This window comes from Streptomyces sp. NPDC001678, assembly GCF_042892945.1.
In the GTDB taxonomy this organism is placed as follows: Bacteria; Actinomycetota; Actinomycetes; order Streptomycetales; family Streptomycetaceae; genus Streptomyces.
The window spans coordinates 1,105-25,996 of the sequence record NZ_JBIAUP010000005.1; the positions used below are offsets into that span (position 1 = coordinate 1,105).

Consider the following 24,892-nt stretch of genomic DNA (forward strand, 5'->3'; position numbering starts at 1 on the left):
ACGGAGCGTCGTGATGACCGTGGTCCCCGTCGTGACGACGAGCGCGGCGGCTTCCGTCGCGACGACCGTGGCGGCGAGCGTCCGTCCTTCCGTCGCGATGACCGCCGCGATGACCGTGGTCCTCGCCGCGATGACGACCGTGGTGGCTTCCGCCGCGACGAGCGTCGCGACGACCGCCCGTCCTTCCGCCGCGACGACCGCCGTGATGACCGCCGTGACGACCGTCCGTCGTTCCGCCGTGACGACCGTGGTCCCCGTCGCGATGACGACCGTGGCGGCTTCCGCCGCGACGACCGTGACGACCGCGGCCCCCGTCGTTCCTTCCGTGACGACCGCCAGGGTGGTGGCTACCGCGGCCGCGACGAGCGTTCCGGTGGCTACGGCCGCCGTGACGACCGGGACCGGGACCGTGGTGACCGCGAGCCGGTGAAGCGGCTGCCGATCCCGGAGGACGTGACCGGCGACGAGATCGACGCCGACGTGCGGCAGGAGCTGATGAGCCTGCCCAAGACGCTCGCCCTCGACGTCGCCCGGAACCTCGTCATGGTCGCGAAGCTGCTGGACGAGGAGCCGGAGCAGGCGTACGAGTACTCGCGTATCGCCCTGCGGCTCGCCTCCCGTGTCGCCGCCGTGCGCGAGGCCGCCGGCTTCGCCTCGTACGCGACGGGCAAGTACTCCGAGGCCCTCGCCGAGTTCCGCGCCGCGCGCCGGATGACCGGTTCGGTCGAGCTGTGGCCGATCATGGCCGACTGCGAGCGTGGCATGGGCCGCCCGGAGCGTGCCCTGGCCATGGCCGGCGAGCCCGAGGTGCAGAAGCTGGACAAGGCGGGTCAGGTCGAGATGCGCCTGGTCGCCGCCGGTGCCCGTAAGGACATGGGCCAGGCCGAGGCCGCCGTGGTCACGCTCCAGAGCCCCGAGCTGGCGTCGAACTCGGTCCAGCCCTGGACCGCGCGCCTGCGTTACGCCTACGCCGACGCGCTGCTCGATGTCGGCCGTGAGAACGAGGCCCGTGAGTGGTTCGCCAAGGCCCTTGAGGCGGACCAGGGCGGCACGACCAACGCCTCCGACCGGCTCGCCGAGCTGGACGGCGTGGAGTTCACGGACGCGTTCGAGGAGGACTCCGCGGACGAGGCCGAGAACGGCGCCGAGGACGACGCCGAGACCGAGGTCGTGGCCGAGGACGCGCCCGCCAAGGACGACGCGGCCGAGCCCGCCGAGACCGAGGCCAAGGACGAGGACTCCGGCAGCCAGGGCTGATCACTGACGTGACCGACATGGAGGGCGGCACCCCGATCCCGGGGTGCCGCCCTCCATGCGTATCCAGGTGTATCCGGGAGTATCCGCGTCCGCTCAGTTCAGGGCCAGGCTCCGCAGCACCAGGCCCGTAGCCGGCTTGGGGCCGAACGACGTCGACTTGCGCGGCATCGTCACGCCCTGTTCGGCGAGCTCGCGCACGACGTCCTCGTGGACGGGGTGCATCAGCACGGCCGTCCCCTCGTGGCGCACGGCCTGCCGGACGGCCGCCGTCGTGTCGTGGATGTAGCCGATGTGCTCCGGGTCGTCCGGCACGTTCCAGATGTGCTCCAGCAGCAGCGAGTGGAGCACCGTCGCGTCCAGCTCGCGCCAGGCCCGGGGCCGGTCGGCGGGGACGGTCCGGGCCAGCAGGGCCGGGTCCGGGCGGTCCAGGAGGTGGAAGCGGCCGTCGCCGGCGAGGACGAAGGCGTTGCCCGGTTCGTCGGCGGCCTCCGCGAGGGCCGTGAGGGCTTCCTCCAGCGGGCCGTCGATCGTGCGGACGCGGAAGGAGCCGCCCAGTGCCTCCAGGGCCGTACGGACGGGGAGCTTGTGCAGCAGCCGGTGGATGGCCCGTACGCGCAGGGGGTAGCGGGCGGTGTCCACGAGGAGGACGAGGCCGAAGTCCCAGGGGCCGGGGGCGGGTTGTTCGGAATGCAGGCGCAGGTAGGTGGCCCAGCGGTGGTGGCCGTCGGCGATGAGGGCGTGCCGGTGGGAGAGGTCCTCGTCGATCCGGGCGAGGTCCTGGGGGTCGGTGATCGACCAGAGGCGGTGGGCGAAGCCGTCGTCGGTCGTGGTGGAGAACAGGGGGTCCGTGAGGATCACCCGTTCGATGACGGCCGCCGCGCCCTCGGTGCCGTCGTCGTCGCCCCGGTAGGAGAAGAGCAGGGGCTCCAGGTTGGCGGCGGTGTCGCGCATCAGCGCGGCGCGGTCCTCGATGATGTGGGGCATGACGTCCTCGTGGGGGAGGACGACGCCTTCCTCGCGCGGGGTGAGCCGCAGGGCGCCGATGAGGCCGCGCTGGAGTATGCCCTCGCCGCGCTGCTCGTAGACGTAGAGCGCGGGCTCGGGGTCGGGGGCGAGCACCTGCTCGTCCTGCCAGCGGCGCAGGGTCTCCGCGGCCTGGCGGTGCCGGTCGGCGGCGGTGGCGGCCTGGGGGAGGATGAGCCGGACGATGTTGTACGGGTCCGCGGTCTCCAGGTGGCGCAGGCCGTCCGGGCGGACGACGACGTCGTACGGCGGGGAAGTCACCGCCGCGAGACTGCCCACCCTTTCGGGGACGTAGCGCAGTCCTCGGAAGGGAGCGAGCCGGAGCCCGCGTCCTGCGGATTCGCCGGTGCCGTGGCCTGAAGTGCTCATTGTGAAATGTTATGTCCCAGGGCCGGATCGGCAATGATCCGGGAAGAGACTTGCAGCACAGAGGAGCGATCACAGCATGAACGACAGTGTCCGGACCCGGCCCGACGGCAGTGAGCGGCCGCTGAGCGCGGCCTATGACACGGCCCTGCTGGACCTCGACGGCGTGGTCTACGCCGGTGGTGAGGCGATCGCCCACGCGGTGGAGTCGCTGGGCACGGCGCGGGACGGCGGGATGCACCTCGCGTATGTGACGAACAATGCGGCGCGGACGCCGGAGACCGTGGCCGGGCATCTTACGGAGCTGGGCATTCCGGCGGCGCCGGGCGATGTGATCACCTCGGCACAGGCGGTGGCGCGACTGATGTCCGATCAGTTGCCCTCCGGTTCGCGGGTATTGGTGATCGGCTCGGAGGGGCTTCGGGTCGCGCTGCGGGAGCGCGGGCTGGTGCCGGTGGAGTCGCTGGACGACGATCCGGCGGCCGTCGTGCAGGGGTACGGCGGGCCGGACATGCCGTGGTCGCGGCTGATGGAGGCGTCGTACGCGGTGGCACGGGGGCTGCCGTGGTTCGCCTCGAACACGGATCTGACCATTCCGAGCGCGCGCGGTATCGCGCCGGGCAACGGCTCCGCCGTGGAGGTCGTACGGATAGCCACGGGGGCGGAGCCGCAGGTGGCGGGGAAGCCGCTGCCGCCGATGCATCGCGAAACGATCCTGCGGACCGGGGCGGAGCGGCCGCTGGTGGTCGGCGACCGGCTCGACACGGACATCGAGGGCGCGTTCGCCGGCGGTGTGGACTCGCTGCTCGTGCTGACCGGCGTCACGACGGCCGCGCGACTTCTCGCGGCGCGGCCGGAGCACCGGCCGACGTTCGTCGGGGAGGACCTTCGGACGTTGCTCCAGCCGCATCCTGTGGTGTCCGGCTCCGCCGGTGAGGGTTTCCGCTGTGGCGGGTGGACGGCGTCCGTCCAGGACGGTGAGCTCGCGCTCGACGGCGAGGGTGAGCGGATCGATGCGCTCCGGGCGCTGTGCGCCGCCGCGTGGACGGCGGCGGGCGAAGGCTCCTGCGCCCTCGACGCGGGGAAGGCGCTGGCGCGGCTGGGCTGGTAGCCCGGTCTTTGAGGCAGGGCGGGCCTGGCGGGCCCGGCGGTCCCGGTGGGTTCGGCACCGCCGGGTTCGCCGGTGGGGGTCGCTCGCCGTCGCGGCGGGGACAGAGCCCCAGGCCCGCCCCTTCCCGTTTCCTGGGGGGCAAGCCCCCCAGACCCCCCGGGCGGGGCGGGGGGGGGGGCTTCGCCCCGCCCCGCCCCGCCCGTGACCACCGGCCCCGGAAGGCGGGCTCAGCCCGTGAGTTCCGCCAGGAGGTCTTCCTCCGTGGCGCCCCGGCGCCAGTAGCCGGTGAAGGTGATCGCGCGGCGGTCGAAGTCGCGGTCGCCCACGAGGTGGCGGCGCAGGGTGCGGACGGTGCGGGCTTCGCCGGCGATCCAGGCGTAGGGCGTGCCCGGAGGCAGGTTCGCGGCGCTGACGGCCCCCACGGTGGGCATCTCGTGGCGGGCGCCGCGGATCAGCCAGGTGATGTCGGCGTCGGCCTCGGTCTTGAGGTCCTGGACGTCGTCGGGGTGGCCGACCTCGATCCAGACGCGGGCCGGGGTGCCCGCCGGGAGCCAGGCGAGGATGCCCGCGACGGCGGGGAGAGCGGATTCGTCGGCGGCGAGCAGGACCCAGTCCGTGCCGGCGGGCGGCTGGAAGTCGACGCCGCCGTTGTCCTCGACCACCGGGCCCAGGACGGCGACGCGGTCGCCGGGGCGGGCGGTGCGGGACCACCGGGAGGCGGGCCCGCCGTGGCCGTGGCCCTCCCCGTGCTGGACGAAGTCGACGTCCAGCTCGTCCGGGTCGTGGCGCAGTTCGCGCACGGTGTACGAGCGCATGACGGCCCGGACCGCCGGGTCCTGGCGGCGCCACTCCGCGTACCAGCCGGTGCCCAGGTCGTCCGGCAGGACGGGGGCGTCCTGGCCGGGCTGCGGCAGGAAGAGCTTGAAGCGCTGGTCACGGCCGCCGGTGACCATGTCGCCGAGGCGGTCCCCGCCCAGGGTGACGCGGACGAGGGAGGGGCTGACCCGCTCGGTCCGTACGACGCGGAGGTCGAACCAGCGGTAGGGCGGGGGAGGGGCGGCGTCGCTCATCACGGGCACCTTCTTCCGGGTCAGGAGGTCTTCTTGGCCTTCTCGACGGCCGCGGCGAGGGCTTCGAGGAGGGGCGCGCAGCCGGCGTAGGAGAAGCGGGGCTCGCTGAGCCAGGGGGTGACCTGGCCGGCCTTGACGGCGGGGAGCCGCTCCCAGGTGGGCTTGGCGGACAGGTCCTTGGGCTGGAGGGCGGAGGTGCGGCTGTCCAGCAGGATCACGTCGGCCTTGTACTTGTCGGCGTTCTCCCAGCTGAGGCTCTCGAAGTAGCCGCCCTTGTCGGTCTTCTCGGGGACGACGAAGTCGACGCCGAGCTCGCGGAAGTACATGAGGTCGGCGTTGACGGCCGGGTTGGAGACGTAGAACAGGTCGGCGCTGCCGGAGGCGGCCATGACCTTGACCGGGTTGCCCTTGGCGGCCTTGCGCAGGGTCTCGGCGGCCTTCTCGAAGCGGGCCTTGGCGTCCGTGACCTTCCGGTCCTTCGGGTCGGCGCCGAGGGACTCGGCCAGCGCCGCGTAGCGCTTGACGGTCTCCAGCATGGGGACGCGGGAGGCGGTGAGGGCCACGCTGGGGGCGAGGGCGAGGATCTTCTTCTTGCTGTCGTCGGGCACGTACCAGAGGGCGTCCGGCTCGTACATGTTGGTGACGAGCAGGTCGGGGCCCAGCCCGGCGTACTTCTCGACGTTGAACTCGCCCCAGGCGTTGCCGAGGATCGTGAGCTTGCCGACGTCGAGGTCGCCGGCCTGCGGGTCGGGCTTGCCGTCCTTGAGCTTGGTGGGGCCGAAGACGCCGACGCATTCGACGCCGAAGTCGTGGAGGGCGGCCGCGGTGCCGGTGAAGGCGACGATCCGCTTCGGCGTCCGGTCCTTCCTGACGGTCTGTCCGCGGTCGTCCTTGAAGCTCCAGGGGCCCTTCCTGCCGGCCGCCTGTCCGGTCTCCTCGCCGGAGTCCGACGATCCGCCGCCCCCGCAGGCGGTGAGGAGGGCGCCGATGCCCAGGGCGCCGCCGGCGGCGAGGAGGCCTCGGCGGGAGAGGTTCGAGGTGCGGGGGGTGCTCATGGGCGGTGCTTCTCTCCACGGGGATCAAGGATGTGAGGGTAGGCTAACCTAACCAGGTGTTGGTTGACAGTTCTCCCCGAACCACCGCCGTCCCCGAGGCCGTACCGCCGAGGAGAGGCGCCCGGCGCCTCGCCGGACTGCTCGTCTCGACGGGTGTGCTCCTGCTCGTCGTCGTCGCGTCCCTGGCCGTCGGCGCCAAGCAGATCCCCGTCGACCAGGTCTGGCACGGGCTGTTCCACTACACCGGCGACGACACCGACGTGGTCGTCCGGGACGTCCGCGTCCCCCGCACCCTCCTCGGGCTCCTCGTCGGCGCCGGACTCGGCCTCGCCGGCACGGTGATGCAGGCCCTCACCCGCAACCCCCTCGCCGACCCCGGCCTGTTCGGCATCAACGCCGGGGCCGCGGCCGCCGTCGTCTCCGGCGTCAGCTTCCTCGGCGTCACCTCGCTGACCGGCTATGTGTGGTTCGCCTTCCTGGGCGCCGCCGCCGTCTCCGTCGTCGTGTACGCGCTGGGCGGCAGCCGGGGCGCCACGCCCGTACGCCTCGCCCTCGCCGGCACCGCCGTGACGGCCGCGCTCAACGGCTACGTCTACGCGGTACAGCTGATGGACACCGCCGCCCTGGACCGGATGCGCTTCTGGACGGTCGGCTCCCTGGCCTCCGCCGGCGACACCGTCGTCCGGCAGGTCGCCCCCTTCATCGCCGTCGGCGTCGTGCTCGCCCTGCTGCTGGCACGGCCGCTCAACGCCATGGCCCTCGGCGACGACCAGGCCCGCGCCCTGGGCACCCGGCTGACCGCGACCCGCGTCCTCGCCCTGCTCACCGTCACCCTCCTGTGCGGAGCGGCCACCGCCGCCTGCGGGCCCGTCGTCTTCATCGGCCTGATGGTGCCGCACGTCGTCCGCTCCTTCACCGGCCCCGACCTGCGCTGGGTCCTGCCCTACGCGGCCGTCCTCGCGCCCGTGCTGCTCCTCGGTTCGGACATCGCCGGCCGGATCCTCACCCGCCCCTCCGAACTCCAGGTCGGTATCGTCACCGCGCTGATCGGCGGGCCCGTCTTCATCCACCTCGTACGCCGCCGGAGGATGGCCCAGCTGTGAACGTCCCCGAATTCCCGCGGCCGGTCCGCGCGCTGCGCACCCGCGGCGGGCTCTCCATACGCTTCGAGCCGCGCGCCGCGCTCGTCGTTCCCCTGCTGGTGGCCGCCGCGCTCGCCGCCTCCGTCGCCCTCATCGGCACCGGCGACTACCCCATGTCCTTCGCCGACGTCGTCCGCACCCTCATGGGCGGCGGCACCGACGCGCAGGAGTTCATCGTCCACGACCTGCGCCTGCCGCGCGTCCTGGTCGGCCTCCTCGTCGGCACCGCCCTCGGACTGGCCGGCGCCGTCTTCCAGTCGGTCTCCCGCAACCCGCTGGGCAGCCCCGACGTGATCGGCCTCGGCCAGGGCGCGAGCGTGGGCGCGCTCACCGTCATCGTCCTCTTCCACGGCGACCCCACGGCCGTCGCCGCCGGAGCCGTCACCGGCGGGCTGCTCTCCGGCGCCGCGATCTACGCCCTGGCCTGGCAGCGCGGCGTGCACGGCTACCGGTTCGTCCTCATCGGCATCGCCATGTCCGCCGTACTCGTCGCCGTCATCGGCTATCTGCTCACCAAGGCCAACCTCACCGACGCCGCCCGCGCCACCGTCTGGATGGTCGGCTCCCTCAACGGCCGCGACTGGAGCCAGGTGTGGCCCCTGCTCGCCGTCTGCGCCCCGCTCGTCCCCGCCGTCCTCGGCCACGGGCGGAGCCTGCGCATGCTGGAGATGGGCGACGACTCCGCCTACGCGCTCGGCGTGCCCGTCGAACGGACCCGGCTGGTCACCATGGGCGCCGCCGTCCTGCTGACCGCCGTCGCCACGGCCGCCGCCGGCCCCATCTCCTTCGTCGCCCTCGCCGCGCCCCAGCTGGCCCGGCGCCTCACCCGCTCACCGGGCCCCAACCTCATCGCCTCCGCCTGCACCGGCGCGGCCCTGCTGGTCACCGCCGACTGGGCCTCGCAACGCCTCTTCGGCGCGGACCAGCTGCCCGTCGGCGCCCTCACCGGCATGCTCGGCGGCTGCTACCTGCTGTGGCTGCTCCACACCGAGCGCCGGGCGGGGCGGGTATGAGCGCGTCGGATATGAGCACGTACATCCAAGGAGAGAAGTCCATGAGCCGGCTTTCGGCCGAATCCGTCACCCTCGCCTACGACGGGCGGGTCATCGCGGAGAACCTCTCCGTCGCCGTCCCCGACAACTCCTTCACCGTCATCGTCGGCCCCAACGCCTGCGGCAAGTCCACCCTGCTGCGCGCCCTGTCCCGGATGCTCAAGCCACAGGCCGGCTCGGTGCTGCTCGACGGCGCCGCCATCGGCTCGTACCCGGCCCGGAAGGTCGCCCGTACGCTCGGCCTGCTGCCGCAGTCCTCGGTCGCGCCCGACGGCATCACCGTCGCCGACCTCGTCGCCCGCGGCCGCCACCCCCACCAGGGGCTGCTGCGGCAGTGGTCGCCCGAGGACGAGCGGATCGTCCAGGAGTCGATGGCCGCCACCGGCGTGGCCGCCCTCGCCGACCGCTACGTCGACGAACTCTCCGGCGGCCAGCGCCAGCGCGTGTGGATCGCCATGGCCCTCGCCCAGCGCACCCCGCTGCTGCTGCTCGACGAGCCGACGACCTTCCTCGACATCCAGCACCAGATCGAGATCCTCGACCTGTGCGCCGAGCTCCACGAGAACCAGGGCCGGACCCTTGTGGCCGTCCTGCACGATCTCAACCACGCCGCGCGCTACGCCAGCCACCTGATCGCCATGCGCGACGGGCGCGTCGTCGCCGAGGGGGCGCCCGGCGACATTGTGACGGCCGAGCTCGTGGAGCGGGTGTTCGGGCTGCGCTGCCAGGTCATCGACGACCCGCAGACCGGTACCCCGCTCGTCGTACCGGCGGCGCGGCGGCCCGCCGCCCGGGCCGTCGGGGCTGACGTGGCCGACGTGGCGGGCGTGGCCGACGGGGCCGCTACAGGATCGAGCGCAGCCGCAGTACGTCCCGCAGGCCCGCCTTCAGCCTGATCCGGCCACTGGCCCAGGCACGGGCGAAGTTCAGCCGACCGTCGACCAGGGCCACCAGATCGTCCCCGGTCATCTCCAGCGCGATCTCCGCCCGCCGCTCCGGGACGCCCTCGACGCTCCACACCTCCTTGAGGTGGCCGTCCCGGAGGTGGCCCACGAAGGTGACGTCGAGATCGGTGACATGACAGCTGAGCGAGCGGTCGGGCGCGGCGGCGGCCCGGAGCTCGCCCCCCGCGCCCGTGAGGTTCTCCGCCAGCCGGTCGAGTGCGCCCAGGCACTCTTCGATCGTCGCCATCGCCATGGACGGTACCCCAGGCGGCCGGGAACGCAGGAGTAACACCCGCGACCGGGTAGCGTCGGAGCCATGACCGACCTCGGGACCGACCCGACACCGCAACCTCAGGAGGCCCAGGAGGCCCAGGGGCCTCCGGAGCCCGAGCCCCTCGGCGTCGAGCGCACCCCCACCGGCGACCCCGGTGTGGACGCCCACCTGGCCCGGCTCGCCGACGCCGACCACCTCGACGCGAGCGGCCACCTGGCGGTGTACGAGGATGTACACCAGGGGCTGCGTGACGCGCTCGGCGCGCTCGACCGGCCCCCGGGGCCACCGCACGGCCCCGCACGTCCGTACGACAACAGGAGCTGAACCGCCCGTGGCAGTGACTCGCCGCCGACTCGACGCGGAGCTGGTGCGCCGCAAGCTGGCCCGTTCCCGCGAGCACGCGAGCCAGCTGATCGCCGCCGGTCGGGTGACCGTCGGAGGGGCGACGGCGACCAAAGCCGCCACCCAGGTGGAGACCGCCGCCGCCATCGTCGTCACCCAGGACGACAGCGACCCCGACTACGTCTCGCGCGGCGGTCACAAGCTCGCCGGCGCGCTGGCGGCCTTCGTGCCGCTCGGCCTGAAGGTCGAGGGGCGCCGCGCGCTCGACGCCGGTGCCTCCACCGGCGGGTTCACCGACGTGCTGCTGCGGTCCGGCGTCGCCCACGTCGTCGCCGTCGACGTCGGCTACGGGCAGCTCGCCTGGTCCCTGCAGAGCGACGAGCGCGTCACCGTGAAGGACCGTACGAACGTACGCGAATTGACGCTGGAGCAGATCGACGACCAGCCTGTCGATCTGGTAGTCGGTGATCTGTCCTTCATTCCGCTCGGGCTGGTGCTGCCCGCGCTCGTGCGCTGCTCCGCGCCCGACGCGGACCTGGTCCTCATGGTCAAGCCGCAGTTCGAGGTCGGCAAGGAACGCCTCGGCGCGGGTGGCGTGGTGCGCAGCGCCGACCTGCGGGCCGAGGCGGTGCGCGCGGTCGCCGCGCGCGCGGCCGAGCTGGGGCTCGGTGTACTCGGGGTTACCGCGAGCCCGCTGCCCGGGCCGTCCGGCAATGTCGAGTACTTTCTGTGGCTGCGCGCCGGTGCGCCTCAACTGGACCCGGCGGACGTTGACCGTGCAGTGGCGGAGGGGCCCCGTTGACCACTTCAGGACGTACCGTTTTTCTGCTCGCCCACACCGGCCGCCCGGCGGCGATCCGCAGCGCGGAGCTGGTGGTCCAGGGGCTGTTGCGCTGCGGCATCGGCGTGCGGGTGCTCGCCGAGGAGGCCGCGGACCTGCCGCTGCCGGCCGAGGTGGAGCGTGTCGAGGCCGGGCCGGGCTGCGGCGACGTTCTGGCGGGCTGTGAGCTGCTGGTGGTGCTCGGCGGCGACGGCACGCTGCTGCGCGGCGCGGAGTTCGCGCGCAGTTCCGGCGTGCCCATGCTGGGCGTCAACCTCGGGCGGGTCGGTTTCCTCGCCGAGGCCGAGCGGGACGATCTCGACAAGGTCGTCGACCGTGTGGTGACCCGGGCGTACGAGGTCGAGGAGCGGATGACCCTCGATGTGCTGGTCCGTACGGACGGGCGTGTCGTGCACCGGGACTGGGCGCTCAACGAGGCGTCGGTGGAGAAGGCGGCGCGGGAGCGGCTGCTGGAGGTCGTGACGGAGGTGGACGGGCGGCCGGTTTCCCGTTTCGGCGGGGACGGGGTCGTGTGCGCCACGCCCACCGGGTCGACCGCCTATGCCTTCTCGGCCGGGGGGCCCGTTGTCTGGCCCGAGGTCGAGGCGTTGCTGATGGTGCCGATCAGTGCCCACGCCCTTTTCGCGAAGCCGCTGGTGACGGCGCCGGACTCGGTGCTCGCGGTGGAGGTGCAGCCGCAGACGCCGAAGGGTGTGCTGTGGTGCGACGGGCGGCGCAGTGTGGAGCTTCCGGCGGGAGCGCGGGTGGAGGTGCGGCGGGGGGCGGTGCCGGTGCGGCTGGCTCGTCTGCACCACGCGTCGTTCACGGACCGTCTGGTCGCGAAGTTCGCGCTGCCGGTGGCGGGGTGGCGGGGGGCGCCGCACTGATCCTCCCGCTTGTGGGTGGGTCGGGGGCGGGGTGGGGTGGACGGGCCGCACCCACCCCACCCCGCGCCGTCAGGCGCGGGGAACCCCCGTGGCGGCGAGCCCGGAAGTCTGCGGAACCCCGCGCGCGAGGCGCCGCCGCGCCTCCGTCAGCGCCGAATCCCGCCCCGCCAAGAACTCCGCGTCCGTGAAGACCGGCACCCGGACATCCGGCGCGATGCCCTCCCCGTCGTACGACCGCCCCGTCCCCGCGTCGCGGAACACCTCGTTCGGCAGCCCGAACCGCCATCCGTTCGGCAGGCGCCGTTCCAGGACGTCGGAGAACGAGCCGTTCGTGTTCTGCCCGATCCGCACCACTCCCGGCGCGCGTCCCATCAGCGCCTGCGTCGTCGTCTCGCCGGCGCTGATCGTCAGCCGCCCGGTGAGGAGGGCGACCGGACCGGTGTAGACCGGGCCGCCCTGGTGCGGACGCACCCGCACCGGCTCGGCGGGCGTGAACTTGCCCGGGTCCCGGGGATCGTTGCGCGCCTGCTTGAGGTAGGCCGTGTACGGGCGGTCCGTGAGGCGTTCGGCCACGCGCAGGCCCAGCCGGTCCGAGCCGCCGCCGTTGAAGCGGAGGTCGAGGACCAGGCCGCGCAGGGACCGCACCCGCCGGGGGGTGAAGACGGCGTCCAGCGCGCGGTCGAGTTCGGCGCTGTCCGCCTCGAAGGTGTGGTCGTCGGTGTAGTTGACGAAGCCGGTCAGGCGCAGATAGCCGGTCCCGTCCGGGAGCTCGGCGAAGGCGATCTTGCCCTTGCCGTGGCCCTGTCCCCACTCCTGGAGGCGGTCGGCGCCGACCTGGGCGGCGATCGACGCGTCGATCTTCTTGATCAGTTCGCCGGAGGGGAACGGCGTGTCCGCGCGGTGGCCGCCGAAGCAGTTGTCCGGCTTCGCGCCGCAGTCGCCCCGCGTCAGGTACGTGTGCCCGTCGTGCAGCGGCTCGACCATCTTCGTCAGGATCGAGAAGAGTTCGTCGTTTGTGGTTTGGTTCGTCACCTGCGGGCGGTAGCGGTCGCGGACCGCCTGCCAGTCGACGCCTTTCATGGCGAAGAAGGGGTAGTTCTCCGCGTATGTCCGCCAGAAGGTGTCGAAGGTGGCCCGGGGGTCCTGCGCGGGCTGGGGGTCGCCGCAGGCGGTGGGCAGGGCGGCTACACGCCGCAGGGTGCGGTGGCCGACGCTGCCCGCCCAGCCGAGCCGGGCCCGGCCCGGGCCCGCCGGTTCGAGCGTGGCCGTGGTGGGGGTGAGCTCGGTGACGTCGCCCGGCAGACAGCCGATGCCCGTCGTCTCGTACTCGCGCATCCGCCGGCCCCCGTCCTCGACGGAGACGACCGTTCCGTAGCCGTCCATCCGCCACACTCCGTCGAGGGTCCCTACGGCGGAGGCGGGCGTTCCGGAGACGGTGACGGTGGTGAGGGCGGCGGCGGAGGCCAGGAACAAGGCGGCGGTACGACGGCCGCCAACGGGTGTGATCATGCTTTCAGCCTGATGCCCCAAGGGTCCCCGGCACGATGGGGCCGTCACCCGGAACGGTGGTGGGGACAGCCCCAGGAAGGTTGGTGGGGGAGCCCGTCGCGAGGGGGCCCCGGAACCTCGTATGGTCGTATCCGTGTTGGAGGAGATGCGGATCCGGTCCTTGGGCGTCATTGACGACGCGGTGGTCGAGCTGTCGCCCGGTTTCACGGCGGTGACCGGCGAGACCGGTGCCGGCAAGACCATGGTCGTCACCAGCCTCGGGCTGCTGCTCGGCGGGCGCGCCGATCCCGCGCTGGTGCGGATGGGCGCCAAGGCGGCCGTGGTCGAGGGGCGGCTCGCCGTCGACGGCCGGTCGCCCGTGGCCGTACGGGCCGAGGAGGCCGGCGCCGAGCTGGACGACGGGACGCTGCTCGTCAGCCGCACCCTGTCCGCCGAAGGGCGCTCCCGCGCCCATTTGGGCGGCCGGAGCGTGCCCGTGGGCCTGCTGGGCGAGCTGGCCGACGACCTGGTGGCCGTGCACGGGCAGACCGACCAGCAGGGGCTGCTGCGGCCCGCCCGGCAGCGGCAGGCCCTCGACCGGTACGCCGGTGACGCGGTCGCCGCCCCGCTGGCCAAGTACGCCGATGCGTACCGGCGGCTGCGGGCCGTCTCCGCCGAGCTGGGCGAGCTCACCGAGCGCGCGCGGGAGCGCGCCCAGGAGGCCGATCTGCTGCGCTTCGGGCTCGACGAGGTCGCCGCGACCGAACCCCTGCCCGGCGAGGACGCCGAGCTCTCCGCCGAGGCCGAGCGGCTCGGCCACGCCGAGTCCCTCGCCTCCGCCGCCACCGCCGCGCACGCCGCGCTCGCGGGCGACCCCGAGGACCCCGAGGGCGTCGACGCCGGCACGCTCGTGGCGGGCGCCCACCGGGCGCTGGCCGCCGTGCGCTCCCACGACCCGGCCCTCGCGGCGCTCACCGACCGGCTCGGCGAGGTCGGCATCCTCCTCGCCGACGTGGCCGGCGAGCTCGCCTCGTACGCCTCCAGCCTGGACGCCGACCCCCGTCGCCTCGCCGCTGTGGAGGAGCGCCGCGCCGCCCTCGCCCACCTCACCCGCAAGTACGGACAGGACATCGCGGGAGTCCTGGCCTGGGCCGAGACGAGCGCCGCCCGGCTCGCCGAGCTCGACGGCGACGACGACCGCATCGGCGAGCTCACCGCCGAGCGCGACGCGCTCCGCGGCGAACTCGGCGGGCTCGCCCAGGAGCTGACCGACGCCCGTACCGAGGCGGCGAAGCGATTCGCCGACGCGGTCACCGCCGAGCTCGCCTCGCTCGCCATGCCGCACGCCCGGGTGACCTTCGCCATCCGGCAGAACGAGACGGCCGACCCGGAGTCGGGAGTCGAGGTCGGCGGGCGCGCCGTCGCCTACGGGCCGCACGGTGTCGACGACGTGGAACTCCTGCTCGCTCCCCATCCCGGCGCCCAGCCGCGCCCCATCGCCAAGGGCGCCTCGGGCGGTGAGCTCTCCCGGGTGATGCTCGCCGTCGAGGTCGTCTTCGCGGGCTCCGCCCCCGTGCCGACGTACCTCTTCGACGAGGTCGACGCCGGAGTCGGCGGCAAGGCCGCCGTCGAGGTCGGCCGGCGGCTGGCCAAGCTGGCGCGCACCGCCCAGGTCGTGGTCGTCACCCACCTGCCGCAGGTGGCCGCGTTCGCCGACCGCCACCTCGTCGTGGAGAAGACCGTCGACGGCGCCGTCACCCGCAGCGGGGTGAAGGCCATGGAGGGCGAGGACCGCATCCGCGAGCTCTCCCGGATGCTGGCCGGCCAGGAGGACTCCCAGCTGGCCCGGGCGCACGCGGAGGAACTGCTCCAGGCGGCCCGAGCGGGCAGCTGAGCACAGGGGCCGGGTAGGTTGGGACGCCCGGAACGATCTTCAGGAGCGCCATGACTGCCCGGCCCCGCGTCCTCTATGTCACCGACCTCGCCTACGAGGCCAAGGGACGGCGGTACTGCGACGAGGACATCCACCTCACCTCCCGGCTCCGCACGGACTTCGACATCGCGCTGTGCCACCCCGGGGAAGCGGTCGCCCTGATGGACGCCTTCGACGCGGTCGTCGTCCGCAACAGCGGACCCGTGCTGACCCACCAGGAGCAGTACGACGCGTTCCGCGCCCGCGCCCTCGAGACCGGCAAACCGGTCCACAACCAGCTGACCGGCAAGGCCGACATGCGCGGCAAGCGGTACCTGCTCGACCTGACCGCCGCCGGGTACCCGGTCATCCCCACCGTCGACCGCGCCGAGGACCTCCACCGCCTCCCCGAGGCCGCCGGGTACGTCCTCAAGCCCAAGGCGGGCGCGGACTCCATAGGGCTGCGCTTCGTCGACCGCGTGGAACCGGCCGACCTCGTTCACGGCGACGTCCTCGCCCAGCCGCGCATCGACTTCCGCTACGAGGTGTCGTTCTACTTCGTCGACCACGACTTCCAGTACGCCCTGTACGCACCCCACCCCGACCGCCGGTGGGCCCTGGAGCGCTACGAGCCCACGGCCGAGGACCTGGAATTCGCCCGGCGCTTCATCGCCTGGAACGACATCGAGCACGGCATCCAGCGCGTCGACGCCTGCCGCACGCCGGAGGGCGGCCTCCTCCTGGTCGAGCTGGAGGACCTCAACCCCTACCTCTCCCTGGACCTCCTCGACGACGCGACCCGCGACGCCTTCGTCGACCGGTTCAAGAAGTCCCTCCACGGCCTCCTCGCGTGAAGCGGACACTGACCACGGCCGCCGCCGTGGCCCTCGGGACGTACGGGACGCTGCGCCGCACCCGCCCCGGCGGGGACACCCTGTGGAACCGGACGAACCACGCCGGCCGCACCGTCACCCTCTGCGCCGGACCGGCGGCCGCGCTCGGCACGGCGACGGCCATCGCCTGTGCCCGCGCCCTGCCCGCCCGGCACCGGTGGGCCGGCGCGCTGACCGTGCTGACGGCCGGGGCCTGCGGGGCGTACGACGACGTCGCGGGGGACGACCGGCGCGGCTTCCGGGCCCATCTGTCGGCGCTGCGCCGGGGCGAGATCACCAGCGGCGCGGTCAAACTCCTCGGCATCGGCGCGGCGGGCCTCGCCGCCGGGGCGGCGCTCAAGCAGCGGCCCCTCGACCGGCTGCTGGCCGGAGTGGTGATCGCCGGGTCCGCCCACGCGGTCAACCTGCTGGACGTCCGCCCCGCCCGGGCCGCCGGCGCGGTGCTGGCCCTCGGCGCGGGCGGGCTGCCGCGCGGCGGCACCGGCGCGGCCCTGGCCGCCGCCCCCGTGGGCGCGGCGGCGGCCCTGCTGGCCGACGACGCGGCCGGGCGCACCATGCTGGGCGACACCGGCGCGCACGCGCTCGGCGCGGCACTGGGCCTGGCCGTCGTGGGGGCCAACGGCCGCATGGGGCTCGTCCTCCACGCCGCCGCACTGGTGGCCGCGACCATCGCGGCCGACGCACGGAATCCCCAAAGCGGGTGAATCCGGGGCTCTACGGGCGAGGTGGGACGGGCCGACCTCGTGCCAGTGGTGCCGGGACCCGGGCGAGGGCTGGCATCCTGGCCTGAGCACCTCGCCGTACGCCCCGCCCGACGTCGACCCAGGAGCTTCTCCCGCGTGAGCAGTACACCCGTTCCCTCGCACGGGCGGCCACCGCTGCACGCCGTTCAGGTCCTGGGCAGCGGGAGCGCGGGGAGCGGGGCGCACGTGCGGTCGCTGGCGGGCGGGCTGGTGGCACGAGGCCTGCGGGTGACGGTGTGCGGGCCGTCGGCGACGGGGGAGCGCTACGGGTTCACCGGCTCCGGAGCGGCCTTCTCCCCGCTCAACCCGGAGGCGAGCGCCCAGGCGGTGGCGGGCATCCGCGCCGCGAGCGAGGGCGCCGACGTGGTGCACGCGCACGGGCTGCGCTCCGGGACGCTCGCCGCGCTGGCCCTGCGCGGGCGGACCGTGCCGCTGGTGGTCACCTGGCACGCGCGGGCCCGCACGGAGGGGTTCCTGCTCCGGCTGATGGAGCGTCAGGCGGCGCGTGCGGCGGCCGTGCTGCTGGGCGCCACCCCCGACCTGGTCGACCGGGCCCGCCGCCGCGGCGCGCGCGACGCCCGGCTGGCGCCGGTGGCCCTGCCGGCGCCGCGCCGGGCGCCACCGCCGACGGAGGACGACGACTACCTGCGCTTCAAGGCCCGCGCCGAACTGGGCGCGGTGGCCCGCCCCCTGCTCGTCACCGTCGGCCGCCTGGAGCCGGACGAGGGCCACGGCCCCCTCCTGGACGCGGCCGGGCTCTGGCGGGACCTCGACCCGGAGCCGCTGCTCATCATGGCGGGCGAGGGCGGCGAACGGGCCGCTCTGCAGCGGCGCATCACGGAGGAGGAACTTCCGGTGCTGCTGGTGGGGCGGCGGGACGACGTCCCGGAGCTGCTGGCGGCGGCGGACGTGGCCATCCTGCCCAGCCGCTGGGAGGGCAGCTCCCTGCTGGCGCAGGAGGCGTTGCTCAGCGGGGTGCCCTTGGTGGCCACGTCGGTGGGGGGCGTCCCCGATTTCGTCGGGGACGCGGCGGAACTCGTCCCCTACGGTGACGCGACCGCCCTCGCGGAGGCGGTCTCCCGCCTGCTGGCCGACCCGCTGCGGTGCGCGAACCTTGTCGCGGCGGGGAGGGCACGGGCGGCGGGGTGGCCGTCGGAGGACGACACGGTGGCGCATGTGCTCAGCGTGTACGACGAGATCATTGCCGGGGGCCCGTGACTTTCCGGCTGCCCGCCGTGGGTTTTTCCGCGCCTTCGGCGCGGGTTCTACCCCACCCGCCCGCCCGATTGCCCGGAACGGGTGGGGTACCCACGGGGTAGTGGCGGAAGGGGCCCGTCCACCCCGCCCCGCCCCCGGCCACCCACATGGTGCCGCGCCCGCAACGCCAGCCCCACCGCCAGTGCCGTCCCCGGGTCCTCCAGGTCCGCCCCCAGCAACCGCGCGATCCGCCCCAGCCGGTCGTACAGCGTCTGCCGGTTCACGTGCAGCTCCCGCGCCGTCTCCGCCTTCCGCCCGGCACAGGCCAGATACGTCTCCAGCGTCGGCAGCAGCGCCGGCCGCGACTCCCGGTCGTGCGCCAGCAGCGGCCCGATCACCCGGTCCACGAACGCCCCCAGCTCCTCGTCGCCCCGCGAGCGCAGCCGCCACAGCAGCACGTCGACCGCCAGGTGCCGCGCGTCGTGCCACGGGCGGTCGGCGGACGCGGCGGACGCCGCCTCCGCCGCCTCCGCCGCGTGCCGCAGCTCCGCCCCCGCCGTCGCCCACGTCGCCGTCGCGCCCACGACCACCACCGGCGGCCGCAGCCCGGCCCGTGCCGCCCCCGCCCGCAGCGCTGTGGCGACACGCGCGGCCACGGCTTCCCGTTCGTCCTCTCCCCGCAGCCCCACCAGCAGCGGCACCCGCCCCTCCGGCAGCCGGACGCCCACCAGCACCGGCGCCCCCACCGCCGTCAGTTCCTTCCGCACCGCGCCCGCCAGCGCCGACCAGCCGTCGGCCGGCACGAGCCCGTCGGCCGGCCGCGTCACCACCGGCAGCAGCGGCCCCGGCCCCGGCCGGAAGCCCAGGACGCGGGCCTGGGCGGGGGCGTCCGCGACCTCCAGCCGGCCCTCGGCGAGGTCGGTGAGGAAGTCGCCGCGCCCGCGCGCCGCCAGTTCCTCCTCCTGCCGGGCCTGGAGCAGGACGACCGCCAGCAGCCCGGCGGCCCGTTCCGCGGCGATCCGGTGGACGGGCGCGAGCGGCGCGTTGACGGGCGGCACGGACAGCCGGGCCCGCGCCGCGGGCCCCTGGCCGGGAACGTCCACGGCGACGCTGCCGGGCAGCCCGGCGGCCGGCAGCCCGCCCCAGACCTGGAGGGGCTCGGCGGCGCTCGGCGGCGCGGGGGAGGGCCCGGCGGCGTAGAGCAGCCGGCCTTCCGGGGTCTGGAGGAACACCGGATTGGCCGTGAAGTCCGCGAACAGCCGCAGCACCTCGGGGACGCCGCCCCCGCCGAGCAGGACCTCCGTGCAGCGCCGGTGGACGTCCTCGGCCCGCCGCAGCAGCGCGTAGTGCTCGTTGACGAGTTCGGTGTGGATCTCCTCGGTGACCGCCACGAACGGCACCTCCCGGTGCAACTGCACCAGCGGCAGCCCGCAGGAGCGTGCCGTGTCGACCACGGCGGCCGGAAGGGTCGGCAGGCGCGAGCCGAGCTCGACGACGAGCGCGGCGATGTCCCGTTCGGCGAGGCGCCGTACGAAGGCCCGCTGTTCGGCGGGGCGTCCGCCGAGCCCCAGGCCGGTGGTGAGCAGCAGTTCGCCGCCCTTGAGCAGGTCGGCGATGTTGGGGACCTCGCCGGCGTGCACCCAGCGCACCGGCCGGTGGAGCCGGTCGGCGGCGGCCATCACCTCGGGCAGCCCGCGGCGCAGGGCGGGCAGCTCCAGGGCGCGGGCCACGGTGATGGTGTGCGGTTCCATGGCGGGTTCCACGGCGGGTTCCATGGCGGGAATTTATGCCACGACCGCACCGGGCACCCGCCCCTACCCTGTGCCGCATGACATCAGCCGCCGATTCCCGCTCCGATACCCCCGGCATACCCGGCAGCCCCCCGGGCACCCCCGACCTCGCCGCCGTCCAGCGCCACACCGTCCGCGTGCTGATGACGGCTCAGGTGGTCGCCGGGATCGGCATGGGCTCGATGCTCTCCTCGGGGGGCCTGCTGGTGGAGCACCTCACGGGTTCCCGCTCGGTGGCGGGCCTCGCCACGACGCTCACGACGCTGGGCGCCGCGCTGATGTCCGTACCGCTGGCCGCCCTCTCCCGGGCCCGGGGCCGGCGGGCCGGGCTGGGCACGGGCTGGCTGGTGGCGGCGGCCGGCGCGGTGATCGTGCCGGTGGGGGCGGGGCTGGGGTGGCTCGGGCCGACGCTGCTGGGAATGCTGCTCATCGGCGCGGCGTCCGCCGCGAACCTCCAGTCCCGCTACGCGGCCACCGACCTCGCCGGGCCGGAGGCCAGGGCGGGGGCGCTCTCGCTGGTCGTGTGGGCCACGACGGCGGGCAGTGTGCTGGGCCCCAATCTGAGCGGGCCGGGGGAGGCGGTCGCGCGCCCGCTGGGCCTGCCGGACGCGGCGGGGACGTTCGTCTTCTCGGTGGGGGCGTTCCTGGCGGGCTGGGCGGTCATCCACAGGGGCCTTCGCCCGGACCCGCTGCTGCTGACGCGGGCGACGCCCGCACCCGGAACGACCGAAGGTGCCGGAACCCGCCGCTTCCGCACCCGGATGCGCGCCGCGGCCGGCCACGTCCTCGCCTCGCCCGCGGCCCTGACGGGCCTGGGGGCGCTGGTCATCGGGCATGCCGTGATGGTGTCGGTGATGACGATGACGCCGGTCCACCTCGCCCATCACGGGGCCTCGCTGAGCGTGGTCGGCCTGACGATCAGCCTCCACATCCTGGGTATGTACGGGCTGTCCCCACTGGTGGGCCGGGCGGCGGACCGGCTGGGCCGGATACCGGTGATCCTCGCCGGTCAGGTGGTCTTCACGGTGGCCACGGTGCTGGCGGGGACGGCGGGCGACCGGCAGTGGCCGGTGACGGCCGGGCTGTTCCTGCTGGGGGTGGGGTGGTCGTGTGCGACGGTCGCCGGGTCGGCGCTGCTCAGCGAGTCGGTGGCGGCGGAGCACCGCTCGGAGACGCAGGGCCTGTCCGACATGCTGATGAATCTGGTGGGGGCGGCGGGGGCGGCGCTGTCCGGGGTGGTCCTGGCGGGATACGGCTACGGCGGGCTCAACGCGGCTGCCGCGGTGCTCGTACTTCCGGTGAGCGGGTTGCTGATTCTGGCGCTCCGGCGCCGCTGAGCAGTCATGCGACCGCGGGCCCGTCGTGGCCGGTCGCGCAGTTCCCCGCGCCCCTTCGGGCGCAGCCTCCCAGGCGCGGGGAACCCGGTCCTCCGGCGGCGCTAGCCGCCGAACGCGCTGGACGCCGTCAGCCGCAGTGCCGTGTCGATGAGCGGCACGTGGCTGAAGGCCTGCGGGAAGTTCCCCACCTGCCGCTGCAGCCGGGGGTCCCACTCCTCGGCCAGCAGCCCCAGATCGTTCCGGAGGCCCAGCAGCTTCTCGAAGAGCTGGCGGGCCTCGTCCACCCGCCCGATCATGGCCAGATCGTCCGCGAGCCAGAAGGAGCAGGCCAGGAAGGCGCCTTCGTCGCCCTCCAGCCCGTCGACGCCCGCCTCATGGCCCGCCGTCGGGTACCGCAGCACGAACCCGTCCGGCGTGGACAGCTCCCGCTGGATCGCCTCGATGGTGCCGATGACGCGCTTGTCGTCGGGCGGCAGGAAGCCCATCTGGGGGATGAGCAGCAGGGAGGCGTCCAGCTCCTGGGAGCCGTAGGACTGGGTGAAGGTGTTGCGCTCCTTGTCGTAGCCCTTCTCGCAGACGTCGCGGTGGATGTCGTCGCGCAGCTCGCGCCACCGCTCCAGGGGGCCGTCGACGTCGCCGGACTCGATGAGCTTGATGGTCCGGTCGACGGCGACCCACGCCATGACCTTGGAGTGGACGAAGTGCCGGCGGGGGCCGCGGACCTCCCAGATGCCCTCGTCGGGCTCGTTCCAGTGGTCCTCCAGATAGCCGATGAGGCGCAGCTGGAGCACCGAGGCGTAGTCGTTGCGGGCGAGCCCGGTCATATGGGCGAGGTGGAGGGCCTCGGTGACCTCGCCGTAGACGTCGAGCTGGAGCTGGCCGGCGGCGCCGTTGCCCACCCGCACCGGGGTCGAGTTCTCGTAGCCCGGCAGCCAGGACAGCTCGGCCTCGCCGAGCTCGCGCTCGCCGGCGATGCCGTACATGATCTGGAGGTTCTCGGGGTCGCCGGCGACGGCGCGCAGCAGCCACTCGCGCCAGGCGCGGGCCTCCTCGCGGTAGCCGGTGCGCAGCAGCGAGGAGAGGGTGATGGCGGCGTCTCTCAGCCAGGTGTAGCGGTAGTCCCAGTTGCGGACGCCGCCGATCTCCTCGGGCAGGGAGGTCGTGGGCGCGGCGACGATGCCGCCGGTCGGGGCGTACGTCAGTGCCTTGAGGGTGATCAGCGAGCGGACCACGGCGTCCCGGTAGGGGCCGTGGTACGTACAGTGGCCCACCCACTCCCGCCAGAACTCCTCCGTGGCCGCGAGCGAGCCCTCCGGGTCGGGCAGGGCGGGCGGCTCGCCGTGCGAGGGCTGCCAGCTGATGGTGAAGGCGATGCGCTCGCCGGGGGAGACGGTGAAGTCGGAGTAGGTGGTGAGGTCCTTGCCGAAGGTGTCGGCGGAGGTGTCGAACCACACCGAGTCCGGCCCGGCCACGGCCACCGTGCGCTCGCCCCGCTTGTGCACCCAGGGCACCACGCGCCCGTAGGAGAAGCGCATCCGCAGGGCGGAGCGCATCGGCACCCGGCCGCTGACGCCCTCGACGATGCGGATCAGCTGGGGCGCGCCGTCGCGCGGCGGCATGAAGTCGATCACGCGGACGGTACCGCGCGGGGTGTCCCACTCGGATTCGAGCACGAGGGAGTCCCCCCGGTACCGGCGGCGGTCGGCGGACGGTGGCGCGGCCCCCGAGGGGTGCGCCGGGCCGATCCGCCAGAATCCGTGTTCCTCCGTGCCGAGCAGCCCGGCGAAGGCCGCGTGCGAATCGAAGCGGGGCAGGCACAGCCAGTCGGCCGTACCGTCCCGGCAGATCAGTGCGGCGGTCTGCATATCGCCGATGAGTGCGTAATCCTCGATACGCCCGGCCACGGTCATCTCCAGTCGAACGGCATCCAGGACCCCTGGGGGTCGAACGGCAACCAGGACCCCAGCCCCGTGGCGGGGGTCCGTATGACGGTGAAGCGATCTTCGACGAGCTCTTGTTCCGGAGGTGAGGGCGCTGCCCAGCGGTAGCTGGGAGGGCGCCCGGGGTGGTGCCGCGCCGGCCGGCTCGCTGCGTGTGTCCGAGCAGGATACGACGCGGAGTTGGGACACGCGCGACGGTTCGCGGGGGAACATGTGCCGAATGGGTGGCCCGGTGCGCGCCGGGCGCGCGGCCCGTGACGGGCCCCCGAGGCGCGCGGTGACACAGCGCCCACAGGGGCGTCGCGCCCCGTCACGACAGGCGTCGTGCGATGTCACCGGACGCGTCACCGGACGCGTCCGGGCCCGGGCGCTGATACCCTGGTACCCCGTGGACCGGCGGGCGCAAGACCCCCCACCCGCAGCGACGGCACCCCCGGAATCGACCGGGTGATCGCCGGTACGCACCTTCACCTCGCGACCACGGGAGCCCCCCTTTGGCAATTGCCGCTAAGCCCACGACGACCAAGCACCTCTTCGTCACCGGGGGTGTCGCCTCCTCGCTCGGCAAGGGCCTGACGGCCTCCAGCCTGGGCGCGCTGCTCAAGGCGCGGGGCCTGCGGGTGACGATGCAGAAGCTCGACCCGTACCTGAACGTCGACCCGGGCACGATGAACCCGTTCCAGCACGGTGAGGTGTTCGTCACCAACGACGGCGCCGAGACCGACCTGGACATCGGCCACTACGAGCGCTTCCTCGACGTCGACCTCGACGGCTCGGCCAATGTGACCACCGGCCAGGTGTACTCCACGGTGATCGCCAAGGAGCGCCGCGGCGAGTACCTGGGCGACACGGTGCAGGTGATCCCCCACATCACCAACGAGATCAAGCACCGCATCCGCCGCATGGCGACCGAGGACGTCGACGTCGTGATCACCGAGGTCGGCGGCACGGTCGGCGACATCGAGTCGCTGCCGTTCCTGGAGACCGTCCGCCAGGTGCGCCACGAGGTCGGCCGGGACAACGTCTTCGTCGTCCACATCTCGCTGCTGCCCTACATCGGCCCCTCCGGCGAGCTGAAGACCAAGCCCACCCAGCACTCGGTGGCCGCGCTGCGCAACATCGGCATCCAGCCCGACGCGATCGTGCTGCGCGCCGACCGCGAGGTGCCCACCGCGATCAAGCGCAAGATCTCGCTGATGTGCGACGTGGACGAGGCCGCGGTGGTCGCCGCGATCGACGCCCCGTCGATCTACGACATCCCCAAGGTGCTCCACACCGAGGGCCTGGACGCCTACGTCGTGCGCAAGCTGGACCTGCCCTTCCGCGATGTGAACTGGACCCAGTGGGAGGACCTGCTGGACCGCGTCCACAACCCCTCCCACGAGGTGACCGTCGCGCTGGTCGGCAAGTACATCGACCTGCCCGACGCCTACCTGTCGGTGACCGAGGCCATCCGCGCGGGCGGTTTCGCCAACCGCGCCAAGGTCAAGATCAAGTGGGTCACCTCGGACGACTGCAAGACCACCGAGGGCGCCGCCCGCCAGCTCTCCGACGTGGACGCCATCTGCGTCCCCGGCGGCTTCGGCGACCGCGGTGTCAACGGCAAGGTCGGCGCGATCACCTACGCCCGCGAGAACAAGATCCCGCTGCTGGGCCTCTGCCTGGGCCTCCAGTGCGTGGTCATCGAGGCCGCCCGCAACCTGGCCGGCATCGAGGGCGCCAACTCCACCGAGTTCGACCCGGCCACCGCCCACCCGGTCATCTCCACGATGGCCGAGCAGATGGACATCGTCGCCGGTGAGGGCGACATGGGCGGCACGATGCGCCTGGGCATGTACCCGGCCAAGCTCGCCGAGGGCTCCATCGTCCGCGAGGTCTACGGCGACGCCGCCTACGTGGAGGAGCGCCACCGCCACCGCTACGAGGTGAACAACGCCTACCGCGCGGAGCTCGAGAAGAAGGCCGGCATCCTCTTCTCCGGCACCTCCCCGGACAACAAGCTCGTCGAGTACGTCGAGTACCCGCGTGAGGTCCACCCCTACCTGGTGGCCACCCAGGCCCACCCGGAGCTGCGCTCCCGCCCGACCCGCCCCCACCCGCTCTTCGCGGGCCTGGTGAAGGCGGCCGTCGAGCGCCAGCAGCAGGGCTGATCCGCAGGGCTGATCCGTCCGGCCTATACGGTTGACCGGGGTGAGCGCCTCTCGCACGAGAGGCGCCCGCCCCGGTTCCCGTATTTCTGGAGGACGTAA

Annotated in this window: 21 protein-coding genes and 1 pseudogene; 15 read left to right on the forward strand and 7 right to left on the reverse strand. The window is 73.8% G+C overall.

What is annotated here, in order from left to right; all coding sequences use genetic code 11:
- Both ACFYZR_RS11795 and ACFYZR_RS11800 read left to right on the forward strand, forming a co-directional pair.
- A pseudogene (locus ACFYZR_RS11795) lies at nucleotides 1-430 on the forward strand (hypothetical protein); the annotation flags it as partial.
- Between the two features lie 5 nt (nucleotides 431-435).
- Nucleotides 436-1,257: a hypothetical protein gene (locus ACFYZR_RS11800; RefSeq protein WP_391909741.1), complete on the forward strand. Its 822-nt coding sequence runs from the start codon at nucleotides 436-438 to the stop codon at nucleotides 1,255-1,257.
- 93 nt (nucleotides 1,258-1,350) lie between these two features.
- On the opposite strand, the gene ACFYZR_RS11805 is transcribed toward ACFYZR_RS11800, so the two are convergent.
- Nucleotides 1,351-2,649, reverse strand: a complete 1,299-nt coding sequence (locus ACFYZR_RS11805) for a DUF1015 family protein (RefSeq protein WP_391908587.1) — start codon at nucleotides 2,647-2,649, stop codon at nucleotides 1,351-1,353.
- Between the two features lie 76 nt (nucleotides 2,650-2,725).
- Between ACFYZR_RS11805 and ACFYZR_RS11810 the strand changes: the two genes are divergently transcribed.
- Nucleotides 2,726-3,757 (forward strand): HAD-IIA family hydrolase, encoded by a 1,032-nt coding sequence (locus ACFYZR_RS11810; RefSeq protein WP_391908591.1) that lies wholly within the window; start codon nucleotides 2,726-2,728, stop codon nucleotides 3,755-3,757.
- 227 nt (nucleotides 3,758-3,984) lie between these two features.
- Here ACFYZR_RS11810 and ACFYZR_RS11815 read toward each other — a convergent pair whose 3' ends face one another.
- Together ACFYZR_RS11815 and ACFYZR_RS11820 are read right to left on the reverse strand one after the other, a co-directional pair.
- The gene (locus ACFYZR_RS11815) at nucleotides 3,985-4,827 is read right to left on the reverse strand and encodes a siderophore-interacting protein (RefSeq protein ID WP_391908594.1); all 843 of its coding nucleotides are present in this window, start codon (nucleotides 4,825-4,827) and stop codon (nucleotides 3,985-3,987) included.
- A gap of 20 nt (nucleotides 4,828-4,847) precedes the next feature.
- On the reverse strand, nucleotides 4,848-5,882 hold the full coding sequence (locus tag ACFYZR_RS11820; protein ID WP_391908597.1) for an ABC transporter substrate-binding protein: 1,035 nt from the start codon (nucleotides 5,880-5,882) through the stop codon (nucleotides 4,848-4,850).
- A gap of 59 nt (nucleotides 5,883-5,941) precedes the next feature.
- Here ACFYZR_RS11820 and ACFYZR_RS11825 point away from each other — a divergent pair, with 59 nt between their 5' ends.
- Genes ACFYZR_RS11825 through ACFYZR_RS11835 form a run of 3 tightly spaced genes read left to right on the forward strand, consistent with a single transcriptional unit; the run spans nucleotide 5,942 to nucleotide 8,972 of the window.
- Entirely contained in the window at nucleotides 5,942-6,985 is a 1,044-nt protein-coding gene (locus tag ACFYZR_RS11825) for a FecCD family ABC transporter permease (RefSeq protein WP_391909744.1), read from the forward strand.
- The gene (locus tag ACFYZR_RS11830; RefSeq protein ID WP_391908600.1) at nucleotides 6,982-8,037 is read left to right on the forward strand and encodes a FecCD family ABC transporter permease; all 1,056 of its coding nucleotides are present in this window, start codon (nucleotides 6,982-6,984) and stop codon (nucleotides 8,035-8,037) included. Before ACFYZR_RS11825 ends, ACFYZR_RS11830 begins: the two co-directional genes overlap by 4 nt.
- A gap of 41 nt (nucleotides 8,038-8,078) precedes the next feature.
- Nucleotides 8,079-8,972: an ABC transporter ATP-binding protein gene (locus tag ACFYZR_RS11835; protein WP_391908603.1), complete on the forward strand. Its 894-nt coding sequence runs from the start codon at nucleotides 8,079-8,081 to the stop codon at nucleotides 8,970-8,972.
- Here ACFYZR_RS11835 and ACFYZR_RS11840 read toward each other — a convergent pair.
- Nucleotides 8,920-9,267, reverse strand: a complete 348-nt coding sequence (locus ACFYZR_RS11840) for a sterol-binding protein (RefSeq protein ID WP_391908606.1) — start codon at nucleotides 9,265-9,267, stop codon at nucleotides 8,920-8,922. The two genes, ACFYZR_RS11835 and ACFYZR_RS11840, sit on opposite strands and share 53 nt — an antisense overlap.
- A gap of 69 nt (nucleotides 9,268-9,336) precedes the next feature.
- Here ACFYZR_RS11840 and ACFYZR_RS11845 point away from each other — a divergent pair, with 69 nt between their 5' ends.
- Genes ACFYZR_RS11845 through ACFYZR_RS11855 form a run of 3 tightly spaced genes read left to right on the forward strand, consistent with a single transcriptional unit; the run spans nucleotide 9,337 to nucleotide 11,343 of the window.
- The gene (locus ACFYZR_RS11845; RefSeq protein WP_391908609.1) at nucleotides 9,337-9,618 is read left to right on the forward strand and encodes a hypothetical protein; all 282 of its coding nucleotides are present in this window, start codon (nucleotides 9,337-9,339) and stop codon (nucleotides 9,616-9,618) included.
- Nucleotides 9,619-9,631: 13 nt separating this feature from the next.
- The gene (locus ACFYZR_RS11850) at nucleotides 9,632-10,438 is read left to right on the forward strand and encodes a TlyA family RNA methyltransferase (protein WP_391909746.1); all 807 of its coding nucleotides are present in this window, start codon (nucleotides 9,632-9,634) and stop codon (nucleotides 10,436-10,438) included.
- A complete protein-coding gene (locus tag ACFYZR_RS11855; protein ID WP_391908612.1) occupies nucleotides 10,435-11,343 on the forward strand; it encodes an NAD kinase in 909 nt (302 codons plus the stop codon). The genes ACFYZR_RS11850 and ACFYZR_RS11855 overlap by 4 nt, the downstream gene beginning before the upstream one ends.
- A gap of 69 nt (nucleotides 11,344-11,412) precedes the next feature.
- Here the strand turns inward: ACFYZR_RS11855 and ACFYZR_RS11860 are convergent, their stop codons facing one another.
- The gene (locus ACFYZR_RS11860; RefSeq protein ID WP_391908616.1) at nucleotides 11,413-12,852 is read right to left on the reverse strand and encodes a S41 family peptidase; all 1,440 of its coding nucleotides are present in this window, start codon (nucleotides 12,850-12,852) and stop codon (nucleotides 11,413-11,415) included.
- Between the two features lie 121 nt (nucleotides 12,853-12,973).
- On the opposite strand from ACFYZR_RS11860, the gene recN reads away from it, so the two are divergent.
- The 4 genes from recN (at nucleotide 12,974) to ACFYZR_RS11880 (ending at nucleotide 17,597) form a co-directional block, all read left to right on the forward strand.
- Entirely contained in the window at nucleotides 12,974-14,725 is a 1,752-nt protein-coding gene (recN, locus tag ACFYZR_RS11865; protein WP_391908619.1) for a DNA repair protein RecN, read from the forward strand.
- A gap of 50 nt (nucleotides 14,726-14,775) precedes the next feature.
- Nucleotides 14,776-15,597 (forward strand): hypothetical protein, encoded by an 822-nt coding sequence (locus ACFYZR_RS11870; protein WP_391908622.1) that lies wholly within the window; start codon nucleotides 14,776-14,778, stop codon nucleotides 15,595-15,597.
- Complete coding sequence (locus ACFYZR_RS11875) at nucleotides 15,594-16,340, forward strand: hypothetical protein (protein ID WP_391908625.1); 747 nt, start codon at nucleotides 15,594-15,596, stop codon at nucleotides 16,338-16,340. The genes ACFYZR_RS11870 and ACFYZR_RS11875 overlap by 4 nt, the downstream gene beginning before the upstream one ends.
- A 135-nt stretch (nucleotides 16,341-16,475) precedes the next feature.
- A complete protein-coding gene (locus ACFYZR_RS11880; RefSeq protein ID WP_391908628.1) occupies nucleotides 16,476-17,597 on the forward strand; it encodes a glycosyltransferase family 4 protein in 1,122 nt (373 codons plus the stop codon).
- A gap of 47 nt (nucleotides 17,598-17,644) precedes the next feature.
- On the opposite strand, the gene ACFYZR_RS11885 is transcribed toward ACFYZR_RS11880, so the two are convergent.
- Nucleotides 17,645-19,351: a PucR family transcriptional regulator gene (locus ACFYZR_RS11885; RefSeq protein WP_391908631.1), complete on the reverse strand. Its 1,707-nt coding sequence runs from the start codon at nucleotides 19,349-19,351 to the stop codon at nucleotides 17,645-17,647.
- A 53-nt stretch (nucleotides 19,352-19,404) separates the two neighbouring features.
- Between ACFYZR_RS11885 and ACFYZR_RS11890 the strand changes: the two genes are divergently transcribed.
- The gene (locus tag ACFYZR_RS11890) at nucleotides 19,405-20,703 is read left to right on the forward strand and encodes an MFS transporter (RefSeq protein ID WP_391908634.1); all 1,299 of its coding nucleotides are present in this window, start codon (nucleotides 19,405-19,407) and stop codon (nucleotides 20,701-20,703) included.
- Between the two features lie 101 nt (nucleotides 20,704-20,804).
- Here the strand turns inward: ACFYZR_RS11890 and ACFYZR_RS11895 are convergent, their stop codons facing one another.
- A complete protein-coding gene (locus ACFYZR_RS11895) occupies nucleotides 20,805-22,607 on the reverse strand; it encodes a glycoside hydrolase family 15 protein (protein WP_391908637.1) in 1,803 nt (600 codons plus the stop codon).
- A gap of 530 nt (nucleotides 22,608-23,137) precedes the next feature.
- Between ACFYZR_RS11895 and ACFYZR_RS11900 the strand changes: the two genes are divergently transcribed.
- On the forward strand, nucleotides 23,138-24,793 hold the full coding sequence (locus tag ACFYZR_RS11900) for a CTP synthase (protein WP_391908640.1): 1,656 nt from the start codon (nucleotides 23,138-23,140) through the stop codon (nucleotides 24,791-24,793).
- The last annotated feature ends 99 nt before the right edge of the window (nucleotides 24,794-24,892 follow it).

Excerpts from the sequence above, each read along its gene's own strand:
- ACFYZR_RS11805 (WP_391908587.1), bottom strand. The coding sequence starts at position 2,649 with ATGAGCACTTCAGGCCACGGCACCGGCGAATCCGCAGGACGCGGGCTC.
- ACFYZR_RS11810 (WP_391908591.1), top strand. The coding sequence starts at position 2,726 with ATGAACGACAGTGTCCGGACCCGGCCCGACGGCAGTGAGCGGCCGCTG.
- ACFYZR_RS11815 (WP_391908594.1), bottom strand. The coding sequence starts at position 4,827 with ATGAGCGACGCCGCCCCTCCCCCGCCCTACCGCTGGTTCGACCTCCGC.
- ACFYZR_RS11820 (WP_391908597.1), bottom strand. The coding sequence starts at position 5,882 with ATGAGCACCCCCCGCACCTCGAACCTCTCCCGCCGAGGCCTCCTCGCC.
- ACFYZR_RS11835 (WP_391908603.1), top strand. The coding sequence starts at position 8,079 with ATGAGCCGGCTTTCGGCCGAATCCGTCACCCTCGCCTACGACGGGCGG.
- ACFYZR_RS11840 (WP_391908606.1), bottom strand. The coding sequence starts at position 9,267 with ATGGCGACGATCGAAGAGTGCCTGGGCGCACTCGACCGGCTGGCGGAG.
- ACFYZR_RS11845 (WP_391908609.1), top strand. The coding sequence starts at position 9,337 with ATGACCGACCTCGGGACCGACCCGACACCGCAACCTCAGGAGGCCCAG.
- ACFYZR_RS11860 (WP_391908616.1), bottom strand. The coding sequence starts at position 12,852 with ATGATCACACCCGTTGGCGGCCGTCGTACCGCCGCCTTGTTCCTGGCC.
- recN (WP_391908619.1), top strand. The coding sequence starts at position 12,974 with ATGGTCGTATCCGTGTTGGAGGAGATGCGGATCCGGTCCTTGGGCGTC.
- ACFYZR_RS11870 (WP_391908622.1), top strand. The coding sequence starts at position 14,776 with ATGACTGCCCGGCCCCGCGTCCTCTATGTCACCGACCTCGCCTACGAG.
- ACFYZR_RS11885 (WP_391908631.1), bottom strand. The coding sequence starts at position 19,351 with ATGGAACCCGCCGTGGAACCCGCCATGGAACCGCACACCATCACCGTG.
- ACFYZR_RS11890 (WP_391908634.1), top strand. The coding sequence starts at position 19,405 with ATGACATCAGCCGCCGATTCCCGCTCCGATACCCCCGGCATACCCGGC.